The sequence below is a fragment of the Candidatus Omnitrophota bacterium genome (assembly GCA_028715965.1).
Lineage (GTDB): Bacteria > Omnitrophota > Gorgyraeia > Tantalellales > Tantalellaceae > JAQUQS01.
Genome location: JAQUQS010000001.1, coordinates 221,554 through 238,508, shown reverse-complemented (window position 1 = coordinate 238,508; position 16,955 = coordinate 221,554). Strand labels below are relative to the sequence as shown.

General features: G+C 48.7%; 14 protein-coding genes and 3 tRNA genes. 15 read left to right on the top strand and 2 right to left on the bottom strand.

Annotated elements, in window-relative coordinates:
* Positions 1-313: 313 nt before the first annotated feature.
* Positions 314-390 (bottom strand) — tRNA-Arg (locus PHH49_01170).
* Between the two features lie 174 nt (positions 391-564).
* Between PHH49_01170 and PHH49_01165 the strand changes: the two genes are divergently transcribed.
* From PHH49_01165 to PHH49_01095, 15 genes are all read left to right on the top strand, one after another.
* The gene (locus tag PHH49_01165; GenBank protein MDD5487561.1) at positions 565-2,217 is read left to right on the top strand and encodes an NAD+ synthase; all 1,653 of its coding nucleotides are present in this window, start codon (positions 565-567) and stop codon (positions 2,215-2,217) included.
* 108 nt (positions 2,218-2,325) lie between these two features.
* Positions 2,326-3,252, top strand: coding sequence for a glycoside hydrolase family 130 protein (locus PHH49_01160; GenBank protein ID MDD5487560.1), 927 nt, complete (start codon positions 2,326-2,328; stop codon positions 3,250-3,252).
* A 100-nt stretch (positions 3,253-3,352) separates the two neighbouring features.
* Positions 3,353-3,428, top strand: a tRNA-Lys gene (locus PHH49_01155).
* A 36-nt stretch (positions 3,429-3,464) separates the two neighbouring features.
* A tRNA-Gly gene (locus tag PHH49_01150) sits at positions 3,465-3,540 on the top strand.
* A gap of 119 nt (positions 3,541-3,659) precedes the next feature.
* Positions 3,660-4,130: a PTS sugar transporter subunit IIA gene (locus PHH49_01145; GenBank protein ID MDD5487559.1), complete on the top strand. Its 471-nt coding sequence runs from the start codon at positions 3,660-3,662 to the stop codon at positions 4,128-4,130.
* 86 nt (positions 4,131-4,216) lie between these two features.
* The gene (locus PHH49_01140) at positions 4,217-5,443 is read left to right on the top strand and encodes a YvcK family protein (GenBank protein ID MDD5487558.1); all 1,227 of its coding nucleotides are present in this window, start codon (positions 4,217-4,219) and stop codon (positions 5,441-5,443) included.
* Between the two features lies 1 nt (position 5,444).
* On the top strand, positions 5,445-7,472 hold the full coding sequence (locus tag PHH49_01135) for a DUF1926 domain-containing protein (GenBank protein MDD5487557.1): 2,028 nt from the start codon (positions 5,445-5,447) through the stop codon (positions 7,470-7,472).
* A 1-nt stretch (position 7,473) separates the two neighbouring features.
* Positions 7,474-7,746, top strand: a complete 273-nt coding sequence (locus PHH49_01130; protein MDD5487556.1) for an HPr family phosphocarrier protein — start codon at positions 7,474-7,476, stop codon at positions 7,744-7,746.
* A gap of 8 nt (positions 7,747-7,754) precedes the next feature.
* Complete coding sequence (gene ptsP, locus PHH49_01125; GenBank protein ID MDD5487555.1) at positions 7,755-9,593, top strand: phosphoenolpyruvate--protein phosphotransferase; 1,839 nt, start codon at positions 7,755-7,757, stop codon at positions 9,591-9,593.
* A gap of 27 nt (positions 9,594-9,620) precedes the next feature.
* Positions 9,621-10,373: a nucleotidyltransferase family protein gene (locus PHH49_01120; protein MDD5487554.1), complete on the top strand. Its 753-nt coding sequence runs from the start codon at positions 9,621-9,623 to the stop codon at positions 10,371-10,373.
* A 45-nt stretch (positions 10,374-10,418) separates the two neighbouring features.
* The gene (metK, locus tag PHH49_01115; GenBank protein ID MDD5487553.1) at positions 10,419-11,564 is read left to right on the top strand and encodes a methionine adenosyltransferase; all 1,146 of its coding nucleotides are present in this window, start codon (positions 10,419-10,421) and stop codon (positions 11,562-11,564) included.
* Positions 11,565-11,585: 21 nt separating this feature from the next.
* Positions 11,586-12,989, top strand: coding sequence for an adenosylhomocysteinase (gene ahcY / locus PHH49_01110; protein MDD5487552.1), 1,404 nt, complete (start codon positions 11,586-11,588; stop codon positions 12,987-12,989).
* Positions 12,990-13,031: 42 nt separating this feature from the next.
* Positions 13,032-14,015, top strand: coding sequence for a 6-phosphofructokinase (gene pfkA / locus PHH49_01105; protein MDD5487551.1), 984 nt, complete (start codon positions 13,032-13,034; stop codon positions 14,013-14,015).
* Between the two features lie 53 nt (positions 14,016-14,068).
* A complete protein-coding gene (locus tag PHH49_01100; GenBank protein ID MDD5487550.1) occupies positions 14,069-15,163 on the top strand; it encodes an LptF/LptG family permease in 1,095 nt (364 codons plus the stop codon).
* Positions 15,164-15,178: 15 nt separating this feature from the next.
* Positions 15,179-16,270: an LptF/LptG family permease gene (locus PHH49_01095; protein ID MDD5487549.1), complete on the top strand. Its 1,092-nt coding sequence runs from the start codon at positions 15,179-15,181 to the stop codon at positions 16,268-16,270.
* On the opposite strand, the gene PHH49_01090 is transcribed toward PHH49_01095, so the two are convergent.
* Complete coding sequence (locus PHH49_01090) at positions 16,271-16,936, bottom strand: phosphoribosyltransferase family protein (GenBank protein ID MDD5487548.1); 666 nt, start codon at positions 16,934-16,936, stop codon at positions 16,271-16,273.
* Positions 16,937-16,955 lie beyond the last annotated feature (19 nt).

The window sequence follows — 16,955 nt, the reverse complement described above, 5'->3', positions numbered from 1 at the left end:
GACTCGCCGCTTAAAGCAGCTTGTCCTCAACCGGCCATAAAACCAAAAACCCCGCCTTATCGGCAGGGTTTTCGGTTTAAATGGGGGCCGTAGCCTTTCTGGGCCTACGGCATTTCATCGGGGATCGCCGTCCCCTCAGTCACGCCCGGCAGGCCGCTCGGGCTATGGTCCTTCTTCTCGTCGGACCATTTAACGCTCTGCGCGGCATCACACCTTGCCTTCGCAAGGTGCGCGACTCGCCGCTTAAAGCAGCTTGTCCTCAACCGGCCATAATGTAAAAGGCTCCGTTTTTAACGGAGCCTTTTACATTAAATGGCGCGCCCGGCAGGACTCGAACCTGCGACCTACTGGTTCGAAGCCAGTTGCTCTATCCAACTGAGCTACAGGCGCGTTTATTTATTGTGTAACTCATATGCAGCCAATATACATAATATGGAAATTAAAATACCAGTATAAGGGCCAAAAGTAAAGAAAGAAACATATATTCAAATAACTATGGTAAAAAAACGGTTAAGCTGTAAAATAATATAATCAAAGGTATTAAAAGTTCATGGAGGATTAATAATGCGGATAACAATGGCCCAGCTTAACCCTACGGTAGGGGATGTTGACTCTTCGGTGGAGAGCATCCGGGGCGTGATGGCCAAATACGCTAATGAGACCGATCTTGTGGTTTTTCCAGAGCTTTTTATTTGCGGGTACCCCCCCAGGGACCTCTTGGAAAAAAGATCTTTCAGGGGAAGGATAAAGCGGGCTTTAGCCCAGATATTCGAGATATCGGCGGGATATCCGACTACGGGTATGATCGTAGGGGCTCCCACGGAGAACAAGGATGGAGGACTTAACGGGCTCTACAATTCCGCGGTATTCGTTTGCGCGGGTAAGGTCATTGGCGTAGCCAATAAAAGATTACTTCCGGTATATGATGTATTCGATGAGAGACGGTATTTCGATACCTCCGGGGATCCCGACGTTATCGAGTTCAAGGGGGAGCGGATAGGTGTGACCATATGCGAAGATATGTGGAACATCCCTGGCGCGTGGAGTGGAAAAAGATATACGGATGATCCTGTCGCTGAGCTGGCAAAAAAAGGCGCGACGATGATCGTAAATATATCCGCTTCGCCGTTTTGCGACGGCAAGGAAAAGGCGCGATGCGATATAATCAGCGCGCATGCCAGGAATAATGGTATCCCGTTCGTGTTCGTGAACCAGGTAGGAGGGAATGACGAGCTGGTCTTCGATGGAAGGAGCATGTTCTTCGGCAGCGACGGGGTGCCGGCAGAGGTCCTTCCGGCATTCGAGGAAAAAGTCCTTACCATAGACACGGGAACAGAAAAAAGAATTATCCGATATATCCCTCAAGACAAGATGCTAGCCGTAAAGAACGCGCTGGTGCTCGGGATAAGGGATTATATGCGCAAATGTGGTTTCCAAAAGGCCGTAATAGGGCTTTCCGGAGGTATTGATTCGGCGGTTACATGCGCGTTGGCCGCGGAAGCGATAGGCAGTAGTAATGTTACGGCAGTGACCATGCCTTCCGGGTATTCATCTCCCGAAAGCGAGGCATATTCGCGGAAACTCGCGGAAAATCTAGGCATTGACCTCCGGATCATTCCGATAAAAGATATCTATAACGATTATATCTGTTTGCTGGATAAGGAGATCGATAGGCTGGGGACGGAAGATGTCGAAGTGTATATGCAGAACATACAGGCAAGGATACGGGGCAATATACTGATGGCTTTCTCCAATAGATATGGATGGCTTTTATTGACGACCGGCAACAAGAGCGAGATGGCTGTAGGATATTGTACTCTTTACGGGGATATGGCCGGAGGCTTAGCTGTAATATCAGATGTCCCTAAGACGATGGTATATGGACTTGCCGCCCAGATCAATAGGGCCGGCGAGGTGATCCCCAGGGAGATAATTGAAAGAGTGCCTTCCGCCGAGCTGAAACCCGGGCAGACGGATCAGGACACCTTGCCCGAGTATGGTGTGCTTGACGATATATTGGCTTTGTACCTGGAAGAGGGATATCCTGCCAGCGAAATAGCGGAAAAAGGATATGACCCGGGGACGGTCAAGTGGGTGATCGAGGCGGTAAGGAAGAACGAGTATAAGAGGAAACAAGCTCCACCCGGGCTAAAAGTGACCACAAAAGCATTCGGTACCGGGAGAAGAATGCCCATAGCAGCCAGATACGGGCACTGAAGAGGCGGAAAGTTGCGATTGAAAAAAAACTTTTTCATGATATAATTTCAAGAAGTTTTTCGATACGATACGCGGGGGATAAGCGTGCAAAATACTAAGGAGTGATTTATGGCGAATGAAAAGGTCTTAAAAAGATTCAAGGGTAATCCGATAATAACAGCCAGTGCCGTTCCCAGGGCGAACAGCATACATAATAGCGCTATTGTACCATTCGAAGATGGATATGCCGGTATTTTCAGGGTGGACGAAGTGGATTTCAATTTCACTATGCATGTCGGAAAGAGCAAAGACGGAATAAAATGGGAAATAGACCCCGATATATTGAAAATGGAGAGCAGGGACCCGGAGGTCCCTATACAGGCGCGGACATATGATCCCAGGCTTACCCGCATTGATGACACATATTATTTCACATGGTGTATCGATTCCCCGCATGGACCATGCATAGGGCTTGCTACCACAAAGGATTTCAAGAGATTCGAGCAAATGGAGAACATCACATATCCGGCCAACCGGAACTGTGTCATATTCCCGCGTAAAATAAACGGGAAATACGCTATTTTGCACAGGCCAAGTGATCGTGGTCATACGCCGTTCGGCGACATGTTCTACAGTGAAAGTCCCGATCTTGTGTACTGGGGAAAACATCGTTTTGTGTTCAGTACGGTAACCAGTAGCTGGCAGTCCACCAAGATCGGACCGGGACCCGCGCCTATAGAGATAGACGACGGGTGGCTTTTGATATATCACGGGGTATGGACAAGCTGTAACGGGTACCTTTACTACGCCGGAGGCGCCATACTGGACAAGGATAAGCCGTGGAAGGTGTTATATAGGACCAAAGATTACCTGCTGGCCCCGACCGAAACGTATGAGCGGGTCGGGGATGTGCCCAATGTGGTATTCCCCAGTTCGGCCGTTCTTATGCCCGGAGGGAAATTACGTTTATATTACGGGTGTGCCGATACATGTATCTCCATGGCCGAAGGCAATATGGGAGAGATAGTGGATTTCATAAAAACCCACAGTCTCTAGATCATTACTGTGCTAAGTGTATGAATATTATATTTAAATATAGAATACGCTTGCCAATGATTTGCCGGGTGTGCTATAATACGGTCCGAAAAAAAACGGTGCCCGCATAGCTCAGCTGGTAGAGCAACTGACTCTTAATCAGTGGGTCCAAGGTTCGAGTCCTTGTGCGGGTACCATCTAAAAACGTATTCATATGCGTGTTTGAGATGCGGGCGGGTGTAGCTCAGTTGGTAGAGCATCACGTTGCCAACGTGATTGTCGTCGGTTCGAGTCCGATCACCCGCTCCATTTTTTCACCCGAAAAATCGATCTCAGGTCTCTCAAAACGAATAATATGTGCCCATACATGCGTTCTTTTAAATTATTTATTAAGTTCAACATAATAAGGCAAATAGCAGAGGGGTATTATGAATATTGTGGATTTTTTAAATAAGGGTTCGGTCTCTTCGGCGCTTCAGGCTAAGACCAAGGAGGAAGTATTGGAAGAGATGGTCGAACTTCTTGTCGTATCCGGGGAGATCAAGAAACCGGAAAAAAAAGAGATACTCAAGCGCCTTCAGGAGAGGGAAGCCCTGGGTTCGACAGGCATAGGAAAGGGTGTTGCCATACCCCATGCAAAATGCCCCAATGTTAAAAAAATGATCTCAGCTTTCGGCATCTCCGCCGAAGGCGTAGATTTCAAGTCTCTGGACGGAGATCCCACTTACATCTTTTTTCTACTCATCGCACCAGGTGAAACGCCCGGTCCTCATTTAAAAGCTTTGGCCAAGATATCAAGATTACTGGACGATAGATTCGTACGGGAAAGACTGCGTGGCGCAAAGAGCCCTCAGGAAATATATAAGATAATCAAAGAAGAAGAGCAAAAAAAGATATAACTAGTGGCGAGCGGGAGACCAAATGCCCCTCGTTGCTAAATGGAACCGACATGGTTTTTAAAAGATTAAAATGGTTATATCCGGGAATGCTGATAAAAAGATGGATATTCCTTTCTGTTTTCGGCATTCTTATGATATCTATGGGGTTCGTGATAGCGATCTTTGAAAGAGAGAGCGATCCGGACAGTAAGGCATTGGCCGGCCTTGTAATAATTTTCGGTATACTTTGCGTGATATTGGCCGTTAAGCGTATACTTAAGTCGTTCATGGCGGTGCTTGTACCCGGCGCGATAAAAGAAGATGACGCCCTGGTGGACAGGGTATACGCGAGAAGGATACTTGAAAAGGGACCCAAAATAGTGGTTGTCGGGGGGGGCACAGGTCTTTCCACGTTGCTTACGGGGTTGAAGCAAAAGACCAGTAATCTGACGGCTATAGTGACAGTAGCGGATGATGGAGGATCGTCCGGCAGGCTCAGGGAAGAGTTCGGGGTACTGCCTCCGGGGGATATTCGTAACTGCCTTGTCGCCTTATCCGATTCAGGGGACCTGCTGAGGGCTCTTTTCCAGTTCAGGTTCACGGAAGGCCGGGGGCTGGAAGGGCATAGTTTCGGTAATCTCTTCATAACCGCGCTTTCCCAGGTAACTGGGGATTTCACTAAAGCCATACGTGAATCGAGCAAAGTGCTGGCGATAAAGGGGAATGTTGTTCCCGCTACGCTACAGATAGTAAGATTGGTGGCGCGGCGTAAGGACGGGAAAGAAACGATAGGAGAGTGCAAAATACGGGATGACGCGGGTAGCCCTATAGACAGGTTGTCCCTGCTCCCTCCGGATTGCAAGGCTACAAAAGAATCGGTTGAAGCTATAAGACAGGCGGATTGCATAGTGCTCGGGCCTGGAAGTCTTTATACGAGTGTTATGCCTAACCTGTTGATAGAAGGGATAAAGGCGGAAATATTAAAAGCCAACGCGATCAAAGTATATATATGTAACGTGATGACAGAGCCTGGCGAGACGGATGATTATTCCGTGAGCGATCATGTAAGGGCGATCATCAGGCATACAGGAGAAGGTATCGTGAACCATTGTATCGCGAACGTGTCCATTATTCCTCGAGGACTATACGAAAAGTATGAGACGGAGAACAAGTTCCCGGTCAAGCTCGACGAAAAGGATGAAGGGTGGCTCGCGCGGGAAAAAATAGACCTGGTCAAGGCGCACATCGCCGGCATGAAGGAGTTCGTTCGCCATGACCCTGATAAACTGAGTGATGTCATAATGAACATAGTGAACGAGAGCAGGAAAAAATAAAATGGGTGATAAAGCCAGATTGGTAATGGCCCTGCATTGTCATCAACCGGTATTCAATTTTGAATCCGAGTTCGACAAGGCTTATGGGCTGGCATATTTGCCTTTTGTCCGGGAACTAGAAGAGCACCCCGGTATCAAGGCATCATTTCATTTTTCCGGGAACCTGTTCGAGTGGCTTGTACGTAAACATCCCGAGTATGTGGATACGCTCAAAAAGTTACAGGGGAGCGGGCAGATTGAGCTTATAGGCGGAGGATATTTTGAACCCATAATGACGCTTCTCCCTGAACGGGACCGGGTGTCACAGCTTAGGTTGAACAGCGATCTTCTGGAAAGGACGACAGGGCACAGACCGGTAGGGGCCTGGATAGCGGAACGTGTATGGGAACCGGCCCTGGCGGATACATTGGCCGGCGCGGGCATGACATATACCATAGTCGATGACAACCATTTCATAAAGGCGGGTCTGCCCGAAGGGCATCTGTACAAGCCCTGTAGCATAAAAGGTGAGAATGGGGATATGCTGCTTTTCCCCTCACTTGCCAAGTTAAGATATTCCATGCCTTTCCTGCCGCCGGAGGCTACGCTGAGATACATCAAGGACAAGACAACTTCGAGTTTATCGGAGGAAACTTGTTTCTTTTTCGCGGATGATTGTGAGAAGTTCGGGGCCTGGCCGCATACACACAAATGGGTCTATGGAAAGGGATGGTTGAGAGATTTTTTCGAGATGCTTTCGGAGAATTCCGGGTGGCTCAGCACATCCACTTATTCGGAAGCCGCGAGGGAAGTGGCTCCCAATGTGGTAGAAGGCATCCCGGAGGCCAGTTATGCGGAAATGATGCAGTGGAGTAACGGCGGGTTCCGTAATTTTCTGGGAAAATACCCGGAGGTCGCTCATATGTACAACAGGATGTTGTCCGTAAGCGACGCGATATATGGGATCGAAAAAGGCGATACGGATACTTCGTATAATAATGAGGTCGAGTTGGCCAAAAAAGAACTTTTTAAGGCTCAGACCGGATGTACGTATTGGCACGGGACTTTCGGCGGGGTCTATTTACCACATCTCAGGGATGGGGTTTATGAGCATCTTATCAAGGCGCAGAACATAATCGATGGCATACTCAAGCGCAAGGATAGACGTATATGGTCGATAGAACAAGACAGCGATACCGGTTATAAGGAAGTGTCAATAGGGAACAGGTTGTTGGATATATATTCCACGCCCGATAGCGGCGGTATGATAAGCGAGATAGACTACAGGCCGCTCCATATGAACGTGACCAATACGCTATCCAGGTCCAGGGAGGACTATCATAAGAAACTTGACAGGAAATACACCGGCCGGATAAAACAGGCGAGAAAAGCGGCAATGAGCGGGGATATGACCGATATACACGATGTTCTCGGAGTATGTGACAGGGGGCTGAAAAAGCTCCTCTTTTATGACCGGTACCAGAAGGGGTGTTTTCTTACGCATATCTTTACCGGTACGGATCCATGGGAAGATATGATAAAAAATGCCCAGAGCCACGGGGGGTTCTTGAAAAAGCCATACGATTCGACCCTGTATGTCTCGGATGAGTTCGTTACGCATAAGATGCGCCGGCGGGATAAGGTCTTCCTGGGCAAGGGTGAGGTCGTGGACCTGGATGTCGTCAAGAAGGTACGCATAGGCGCCGGACCGGCCATAAATTTCATCCATACGATAAAAGAACGGTCTGACAAGGACTTGGCCATGAGATATGCTCTGGAATTCAACTTTATGGTCTTTGATAAAAGATATGCTTCCAGGACAAGGTCTTTTCACGCGGAGCAACTGTCCGTATCTGATATGTATTCCGGTCTTGCGGTGGATATTTTCTTTGAGAAGAAACATCATGTTTTTATTTGTCCGATATATTCGGTGAACGAAACGGAATCCGGCTTGAAAAAGACCTATCAGGGATTATCGGTATTCGTATGTTCCGATGTCGCGGCGGGGACCAAGTTGGACGAGATGAACATAACTGTTACATTGGGGTGATATGGAAGCCAGGGGAGAAATAGTGATCAAGAACAGAACGGGCCTTCACGCCAGGCCCGCGGCATTGTTCGTGCAGGTCGCCAACAAGTTTGAGAGCGATATCGTTATTATAAAAGAAGACCAGGAAGTCAACGGTAAGTCTATTATGGGTATACTTATGCTTGCCGCGGAAAAGGGGTCAAAAATAACCATAATCGCCAAAGGGAAGGACGCGGAATCTGCCGTAAAGGAATTATCCGATCTTCTAACCGGGGACATGGAACCAGAACAGTGATGGGTGGTATGATGAAACGGGAATCGGGAAAAAGAAAGAGCGTTGCGCCTAAAAAGATGCAATTGCAGCTTAAGGGGATACCTGCCGCCGCGGGATTCGCCATAGGCAAGGCCTATGTGATCGGTACCGAGGATGTATCGCCGGTAAAAAAGGTCATAACGGAAAAGGATATTCCCGGTGAGATCGAGAAATTCAGAGAAGCGCTTAAGAAGACGAGGAATGAGATCCTTGCTATTGAAAAGAAGATATCCCGGGAAATGGGTATCGAGCATGGCAGGATATTCAGTGCCCATCTCCTCGTGCTCGAGGATAGTGTACTTGTCCAGGAGGTCATAGCCCAGCTCAAGAAAAAGAAAAATAACATTGAAATGGTATTCTATGAAGTATTGGACAGGTATGTGAGCGTGCTTTCGGAAGCCAGGGATGAATATCTGCGTGATAGGATAAGCGATATAACCGATGTGGGAAAGCGTATCTTGAGGAACCTGATCGGGGCAGAGACAAGGGACTTGGGCGAGTTGGCAAAAGGGACCATAATAATATCTTACGACCTTTCTCCTTCAGATACCGCTATGATGCATAAAGGGAATATAGCGGGCTTCGCTACCGATATAGGTGGTCGCACGTCGCATACGGCTATTATGGCGAAATCCCTGGAAATACCGGCTGTGGTCGGGCTGGAGACGGTTACGGATAAGGTCAAGACCGGCGATATCGTGATACTTGATGGGCTTCGTGGCGTTGTTATAGTGAACCCCACAAAAAGGTTCATAGATAAGTACGAGGTGGAAAAAGAGAAATATGAGACAATGGAGAGGGACTTGATAGAACTTAAGTCCCTTCCCAGCGAAACGTCCGACGGCAGAAAAGTGAAGATCGCCGGCAATATCGAGCTTCCGGATGATGTCTCGAGCGTCATTTCCCATGGAGCCGAGGGCATAGGACTATATAGGACAGAGTATTTTTATATGAACCGCATGGACATACCGACGGAGGAGGAACAATTCCGGGCATATAAATCCGTGGTCATGAGGATGAAGCCGAGTTATGTGATAGTACGTACGCTGGACCTGGGCGGGGATAAATTCCTTTCACAACTGGATGTGCCGAAAGAGATGAACCCTTTCCTTGGGTGGAGGGCCATACGGTTCTGCCTTGCGCGGCCGGATATTTTCAAGAGCCAGTTAAGGGCCATATTACGTGCTTCTGTTTTCGGTAACCTTAAGCTCATGTATCCCATGATATCCGGAGTGATGGAGTTACGGCAGGCGAATGAAGTATTGGAAGAGGTAAAACGTGAGCTTCGGAAGGAAGGCGTAAAATTCAACGAGAACATGCCCGTAGGAGCCATGATAGAGGTGCCTTCCGCGGCGATAACAAGTGACGCGTTGGCAAAAGAAGTGGATTTCTTTAGCATAGGTACCAATGACCTGATACAATATTCGCTGGCTGTCGATCGAGTTAACGAAAAAATAGCGTATTTATATGAGCCTTCACATCCGGCTGTTCTCAGCTTGATCAAGACCATAATCGATAACGGACATAAAGAGAACATAGAGGTAGGGATGTGCGGCGAAATGGCGGGTGATATAAGTCTTACAATGGTACTTCTGGGGATGGGGCTCGATGAGTTCAGCACATCGCCTATCGCGGTACCGGAGATAAAAAAGATCGTGAGGTCAGTTTCTTATAAGGACATGAAGGAACTGGCGGATAAAGCCCTTACGTTCCAGACCGGTAAGGAAGTCGCCGAATTCGCGCAAAAAAAACTCCGGGAGTTCGTGCCGGAAATGGCCATAGGTTTTTCTGCCGGACAAGAGGAGATCGGACAGGAAGATAAGGATTGATGTATAACATATGACGAAAGGGACGCGATGAAAGGATTAATACTGGCTGCCGGGTACGGTACGAGGTTGTACCCCTTGACGCTTGACAGGCCCAAACCCCTGGTGAAGGTCGGAGGAAAGACCATACTTGAAAGGCTTTTACGTAAAATGGAGAGCATGCATGGTTGCGATGAGATATATATCGTGACCAACGATAAATTCCATAGTATGGTGAACCAATGGGTGGCCGGCCGCAATTTCTCGGTTAAGATCACCGTAATAGATGACATGACGAAAAGCAATGAGGATAGGCTGGGGGCTATTGGCGACATAAACCTCGTTGTGAGCGGGCAGAAGCCTGATGAGGACGTGGTCATAGTGGCCGGGGACAATCTTTTCGAATTCGCGATACATGATTTCATATCTTTCGCCCGCGAGAAGAAAAAACTTTGTGTAGCGCTTTTTGACGTAAAAGACTTGAAAATGGCGCAAAGGTACGGGATAGTGTCCCTCGACGGAGAGAGTAAAGTGGTGGCCTTTGAGGAAAAACCGGCCTCTCCGAAGAGTACCCTGGCTTCTACGGGTATATATTATTTTCCCAAGGATAAGCTGCCTATGCTCGAGGAGTATATGGGTACGGGTCTGGTAAAAGACGCCCCTGGTAATTTCGTGAAATGGGTCTCCGAAAAGGATGAGGTTTATGGTTTTGTTTTTACTGAAGGATGGTATGATATAGGCGATAAGAATTCACTTGAGAAAGCTGATATTGAGTACCGGCAGAGGGAGCTGTCGGGCGAATAGGCCCGCGGAGGAGCGGCGTAACTATAAAAAAGGAGAGATCACGACATGAAGAGCAGCAAATATCTTTTTACTTCTGAAAGCGTTACCGAGGGACATCCAGATAAAGTATGCGATCAGATATCCGATGCCATACTTGACAGCATAATGAAGGAGGACCCATCGGGCAGGGTCGCGTGTGAGACTATGGTCACTACCGGGCTTACCGTGGTCGCGGGAGAGATAACGACGTCAAGTTATGTTGATATCCCCAGGATAGTGAGGCAGACGATAAAAGATATAGGATATACCAACGCGAACTATGGCTTTGATTATCTTACAAGTGGGGTAATAACGTCCATACAGGAGCAGTCCCCCGATATCGCCATGGGTGTGGATGTCGGAGGCGCGGGTGACCAGGGTATGATGTTCGGTTATGCCACCGATGAGACGAAAGAGCTGATGCCCATGCCGATAACCCTGGCCCATGAGCTTACCAGGCAGCTTTCCAAGATACGGAAGGAAAAACTTGTGGATTATCTGAGGCCGGACGGAAAGAGCCAGGTAACCGTGGAATACCACGACGGGAAACCAAAAAGGATAGAAGCCATAGTGGTAAGCGCGCATCATGATGAAAAGACCAAGATGAGCAAGATACACCGTGACATGAAGGAGCTTGTGATAAAGCGCGTGGTCCCGGCGAAACTTATGGATAAGAACACCAAGATATTCATAAACCCGACAGGCAGGTTTGAGGTCGGCGGTCCGCATGGGGATACAGGTGTGACCGGCAGGAAGATAATAGTAGATACTTATGGTGGTGTTGGAAGCCATGGTGGTGGCGCTTTCAGCGGCAAGGACCCGTCAAAGGTCGACAGGTCGGCGTCTTATATGGCCAGATACGTGGCCAAGAATATCGTGGCCTCCGGGATAGCGGGTAAATGCGAGATACAGTTCGCTTATGCCATAGGGGTAGCGGAGCCTGTCAGTGTGATGGTGAACACGTTCGGTACGGGAAAGATATCGGAGGAAGAGATCGTGAAGATCGTACGTAAGACCTTTGACCTTACTCCGGGAGGGATAATCGAAAAACTGAAGTTGCGCCGTCCTATATACCTGAAGACCGCCGCTTATGGACATTTTGGGCGAAAAGAGCAAGGCTTTACATGGGAAGAGACGGATATGGCGGGCGCGGTAAAAAAAGCGGCTAAGTAGCGATATATAGAGGGGAGAGCGATGCCGGATAACAAAGTGAAGGACATGGGGCTTGCCGGGTTCGGCAGGAAAGAGATAGAGATAGCGCAGCATGAGATGCCGGGCCTTATGGCGGTACGTGAAAAATACTCAAAAGAACGTCCTCTTGCCGGGGTGAGGATAAGTGGTTCGCTGCATATGACCATACAGACAGCGGTCCTTATAGAAACCCTTACCGCGCTTGGGGCGGATGTGCGCTGGGCAAGTTGCAATATCTTTTCTACACAGGACCATGCCGCAGCGGCGATAGCCGCGTCGGGTGTCCCCGTTTTTGCCTGGAAGGGGGAGACGCTGGAGGAATACTGGTGGTGTACGGAACAGGCGCTTACTTTTCCCGGGGGGAAAGGTCCCCAGCTTATTGTGGATGACGGGGGGGACGCTACGTTGATGTTACATCTGGGGAAAAGGGCGGAAGAAGACGCCTCCGTACTGGATAGAGAGGCCCACGGGGCGGACGAGGTGGAGCTTTACAAGGCATTGAAAAGATCCCTCAAAGCTACGCCTGGCAAATGGACGGCTATGACCAGTGAATGGAAGGGTGTGTCGGAAGAAACGACCACCGGTGTACACCGGCTTTATCAGATGATGGAAAAAGGGGAACTCCTGGTGCCGGCCATGAACGTGAACGACTCGGTGACCAAATCAAAATTCGATAATCTGTACGGATGCCGTGAATCCCTGGGTGATGGGCTCAAAAGGGCCATGGATGTCATGGTCGCCGGGAAAGTGGCCGTTGTATGCGGGTATGGTGATGTCGGGAAAGGTTCAAGCCACTCCCTGAAGGCTTTTGGCGCGAGGGTCATAGTTACGGAGATCGACCCTATCTGCGCGTTGCAGGCCGCTATGGAAGGTTTTGAGGTCGCTACGGTCGAGGACACGCTCGGGCAAGCGGATATTTATGTCACGGCTACGGGCAACAAGGACGTAATAACCATTGAGCATATGAAGAGAATGAAAGACCAGGCCATAATATGTAATATAGGGCATTTTGACAATGAGATACAGGTCGATAAACTGGAGAAATACCCGGCTATCAAGAAGGTGAACATTAAGCCGCAAGTTGATAAATATATCTTTCCGGACGGGAAAGAGATCTTCCTTCTCGCGGAAGGACGCCTTGTGAACCTCGGGTGCGCTATGGGGCACCCGTCCTTTGTCATGTCGAACTCTTTTACTAACCAAGTGCTGGCGCAGATAGAATTGTGGAACAATCGGGATAAGTACCGTAAAGAAGTATATCGTCTGCCGAAACACCTTGATGAAGAGGTCGCAAGGCTTCACCTGGACAGGATAGGGGTCAAGCTTACCAGGCTCACGAGATCACAGGCAGAGTATATCGGTGTCCCTGAGGCCGGACCGTACAAGCCGGATCATTACAGATATTGACCATAAGCGGAGGTCCTTTCGCCTTTTAAGGAGGATAGAAATATGCGGGGCAAGATAAAAAAGATCGGGGTACTTACTTCAGGGGGGGATTCCCCTGGCATGAACGCGGCGACCCGCAGTGTCGTGCGTAAAGCCGTTTATGAAGGCCTTGAAGTGGTCGGGATAATGAGGGGGTACGAGGGGCTTATGAGCGGAGAGCTCATGCAGATGAATTCCCGCAGCGTAAGTAATATCCTTGGCCTGGGAGGTACTATATTAAAAACGTCACGTTCAAAGGAATTCATGACCGGGAAAGGCCAGGCGAAGGCGGTAAAGGTCATCCAGGATAATGGCATAGACGCACTTGTTATCAATGGCGGGAACGGGTCCTTGCAGGGAGCGCTTGTTCTCCAGGAAAAATGGAAAATACGCAGTATAGGTCTTCCAGGTACTATTGATAATGACCTGGGGCACACGGATTATACGATAGGGGCACATACATCCGTGGATACCGTTCTGGACGCGATCGACAAGATAAGGGATACCGTGACGAGTATGGAACGTATTTTCGTGGTGGAGGTCATGGGGAGGCGGGAACCGTATATTGCCGTTATGGCCGGCTTGGCAGGCGGGGCGGAGGAGGTCCTATACCCGGGGAGCAAGGTCACGATCAAGCAGATAGCCGCTGATATCAGAAAAGCCGAGAAAAAGGGAAAGAGGAGCTGGATCATAGTCGTTTCAGAAGGGTACTCGGATGCCCAGACCATCTCTAAAAAGATCAAAAAAGCGACAGGTTACGAGACCCGGGGGATAACTCTAGGTCATGTCCAGCGTGGAGGGTCCCCGAACGCTCCGGACAGGGTCCTGGCCTCGGAGATGGGAGCTTTTGCGGTAGAAGCGCTTATCAAAGGACATACGGGCAAAATGGTAGGTATACAGGGCAACAAGCTGAAGCTTATTCCGTATGAAAAAGCCTGTTTTGACAGGGACACCGATATGGAACGCAATTCTTATCTGTATACACTTACCAGGATGCTTTCAATATGATGGTACGCTGAAGGGGCGTGACGACGGATACTTCGGGACATACCCGGTATAATATGAGGATAATAACAAGATACACGTTAAGAGAGCTCGGCGGCCCGTTCATAGCGTCGCTATTCATATCTACCGTGATACTTGCGGCGGGTAACATCGTTCAGACCGTGGATATGGTCATGAACAAGGGGGTAGAAGCGTCCCAGGTGGCCAGGGTATTCCTCTATTTCCTACCATATGTGCTTATTTTTACCATACCGATATCGGTACTGTCCGCAGTCCTTCTGGGGTTTGGCAGGCTTTCAGGCGATAACGAGATCACTACCCTGAGGACTAGCGGGGTAAATCTCTACAAGGTAGTGATCCCCGTGGTGATATGCGGGTTCATTATCAGCCTCATGAGCATGCCCCTTAATGATAAGATGTTGCCGCAGGCGGAATTCGAGGCGAGAAAGCTCCTCAAGACCATAGGGATAAAACACCCCACGGCCATGTTGGAACCCGGAGTCTTTGTCAAAGGTTTCCAGGATTACATAATTTTCATACATGAAGTGGAAGGGGACACGCTTAGGAACATAAGGATATACCAGCCGCAGAAAGATAAGCCGACCAGGACCATAATAGCTAAGAGGGGGAAGGTCATATCGATGCCTGAACAGGGCAGTGTAAAATTGTGGCTTTCAGACGGTACGGCGGACGAAATATCCGCTAATAATCCCGATGAGTTCTATAAAATATCCTTCAAGGATTATTACATGACATTGAATCTGGGTGATGTGACGGATCCGGATGATATACAGAAGAAATCACGAGAAAAGAGCATCAAAGAGCTGAAGGATGAGATCAATACCCTTGAAAGGGATTCCATAGACGTGATCCCGTTGCGTATAGAGATGCACAAGAAGATAGCGCTTGCCTTCTCTAATCTTGTTTTTGTCATAGTGGGCATGCCGCTGGCCATAACTACGCATAGGCGGGAGAAATTCATAGGTTTTGGGCTGGCCATAGGTCTTTTTCTGGTATACTGGAGCATCATGCTTAGCGGAATAGCGCTGGCCATAAGAGGCATAATACCTCCGTGGGCGGGAGTCTGGTCATCCGATATAATCCTGGCTTCCCTGGGGATAGTTTTGTTCTACAAGATATCTACACGCTAAGGCGCGGGACGATCAATGCGTATAATAGAAAAATACATAATCAAAAGTTTCCTCAGCGCTTTCATGTTCTGTATACTCCTGTTGATAATACTCGGCATAATAGGGGATATACTGGGGTTCATAGACGACATTTTCAAGCATAACATCCCGCTCGGAAGCATACTTGCTTTCTATTTTTATCTAGCGCCTTTCGCTTTCGTGAATATGGTGCCATTCGCGGCCCTTCTCTCCTCTGTGTATGTCTTCAATACGTTAAGCAAGAACCACGAGGTGACAGCTGTCATAACCAGCGGCATAAGCCTATGGAGGATGGTCAGGCCGGTGGTCGCGGTAACATTCGTAGTCTGCATAGCAACGTTCATAGTGAATGACCGGTTCGTACCGTCCAATATGCAGAAAGCGAATATAATAAGGAAAGAGGAGCTTGAAAGTTCTGACGCGAAAAGGGAGAAGAATAAAATAGAGAATATAGCTGTTTATGGAAGGGGCGACCAGATAATATACGCCGAGGCCTTTTACCCGGCATCAAAGATGTTCAATAATGTCATAATACACAGGCAGGACAATGACCAGAACATAACCGAGAAGATAAGCGCCCGCGTGGTAAGATGGCGCAGCGAAGGATACTGGCTTGGGGAGGACGTTGTATCGTTCGAAGTGGGACCGGACGGGAATTTCATAGGTAATCCCAGAGTGCAGAAAATAAGGAAACTGCCCATTGAGGAATCCCCAAAGGACTTTGTGGTAAATCAATGGGATCCGAGGTTCATGGGGTACGCTAAGCTCAAGAGTTACATAAAGGCTTTTACCCATAAAGGGTCCCTTACCCTGAGACGGCTCCGCGTAGACCTCAATTATAAACTTTCTTTTCCGTTCATGGCCATGATAACAGTACTAGTGGGAGTGCCTTTCAGTATAGACACAGGCAGGTCCAGCGCGCTTATAGGCATGGCGCGTGGGATAGCCGTGGCCATGCTCTCTCTGCCCCTGATGGCCGTATCCCTGGCGTTGGGTAAGGGAGGCGCTCTTTCTCCCCCCGTGGCCGCATGGGCGAGTAATATCATTTTTGCCCTGTTCGGTATCTATATGATAAACAAGCGTAGTTGATCAATAATGTCCGGCCCGGGCAAGTGTGAACCCGTGAATGGATAAGGCCCCATGTTTCAAAAGCTCACTGGCGCATGTATCCATAGTGGTGCCAGTGGTTATAACGTCGTCAACAAGCAATATTCTCTTACTGTCTATCAGGTTTTTATCAATAACGGAGAAGGCACCGTAAAGGTTCGAGATCCTGCGAGATCTTCCTAACCGTGTCTGATGCGCGGTCATTCGTTTTTTTACCAGGGCATGGGCTGCTACAGGAACACCCAAAAGGTCGGATACTATCCCTGAAAAGCAGCTAACGGGGTCGAAGACGCCTTTCAGGCGTTTTATCGGGCTGGGGGGGACGCTTACGATGATATCCGGGTGTATCCTCATAAGTTCCTTAAGAATGGCTGATCCCCGGATGCAAGACCTCATTGACCCGGTCATTTTTTGGCCAATGTGGTACTTGAAGAGTTTTACATATTTAGCGGATATGCCCCTATAGGCAAAACGTGACAATACATATTCTGTGTGTTGTGTGTGTAATGGCGGCAAGAAGGCGGACGAGTTGAGCGTGGCAAGGCATTTTGAGCACACGGGGTCCTTTTCCTGGTAAAGGCGCGCGCCGCATATATGGCAGGCGCTATCGAACAGTATATTGATAAGCATATGCGGGAATATCGACATATGTATATAAGACAACTGT

What these genes read in the sequence shown, in the direction of transcription:
- ahcY (MDD5487552.1), top strand. Translation starts at nt 11,586, where the DNA reads ATGCCGGATAACAAAGTGAAGGACATGGGGCTTGCCGGGTTCGGCAGG.
- PHH49_01145 (MDD5487559.1), top strand. Translation starts at nt 3,660, where the DNA reads ATGAATATTGTGGATTTTTTAAATAAGGGTTCGGTCTCTTCGGCGCTT.
- metK (MDD5487553.1), top strand. Translation starts at nt 10,419, where the DNA reads ATGAAGAGCAGCAAATATCTTTTTACTTCTGAAAGCGTTACCGAGGGA.
- pfkA (MDD5487551.1), top strand. Translation starts at nt 13,032, where the DNA reads ATGCGGGGCAAGATAAAAAAGATCGGGGTACTTACTTCAGGGGGGGAT.
- ptsP (MDD5487555.1), top strand. Translation starts at nt 7,755, where the DNA reads ATGATGAAACGGGAATCGGGAAAAAGAAAGAGCGTTGCGCCTAAAAAG.
- PHH49_01135 (MDD5487557.1), top strand. Translation starts at nt 5,445, where the DNA reads ATGGGTGATAAAGCCAGATTGGTAATGGCCCTGCATTGTCATCAACCG.
- PHH49_01120 (MDD5487554.1), top strand. Translation starts at nt 9,621, where the DNA reads ATGAAAGGATTAATACTGGCTGCCGGGTACGGTACGAGGTTGTACCCC.
- PHH49_01160 (MDD5487560.1), top strand. Translation starts at nt 2,326, where the DNA reads ATGGCGAATGAAAAGGTCTTAAAAAGATTCAAGGGTAATCCGATAATA.
- PHH49_01090 (MDD5487548.1), bottom strand. Translation starts at nt 16,936, where the DNA reads ATGTCGATATTCCCGCATATGCTTATCAATATACTGTTCGATAGCGCC.
- PHH49_01130 (MDD5487556.1), top strand. Translation starts at nt 7,474, where the DNA reads ATGGAAGCCAGGGGAGAAATAGTGATCAAGAACAGAACGGGCCTTCAC.
- PHH49_01140 (MDD5487558.1), top strand. Translation starts at nt 4,217, where the DNA reads ATGCTGATAAAAAGATGGATATTCCTTTCTGTTTTCGGCATTCTTATG.
- PHH49_01165 (MDD5487561.1), top strand. Translation starts at nt 565, where the DNA reads ATGCGGATAACAATGGCCCAGCTTAACCCTACGGTAGGGGATGTTGAC.
- PHH49_01095 (MDD5487549.1), top strand. Translation starts at nt 15,179, where the DNA reads ATGCGTATAATAGAAAAATACATAATCAAAAGTTTCCTCAGCGCTTTC.
- PHH49_01100 (MDD5487550.1), top strand. Translation starts at nt 14,069, where the DNA reads ATGAGGATAATAACAAGATACACGTTAAGAGAGCTCGGCGGCCCGTTC.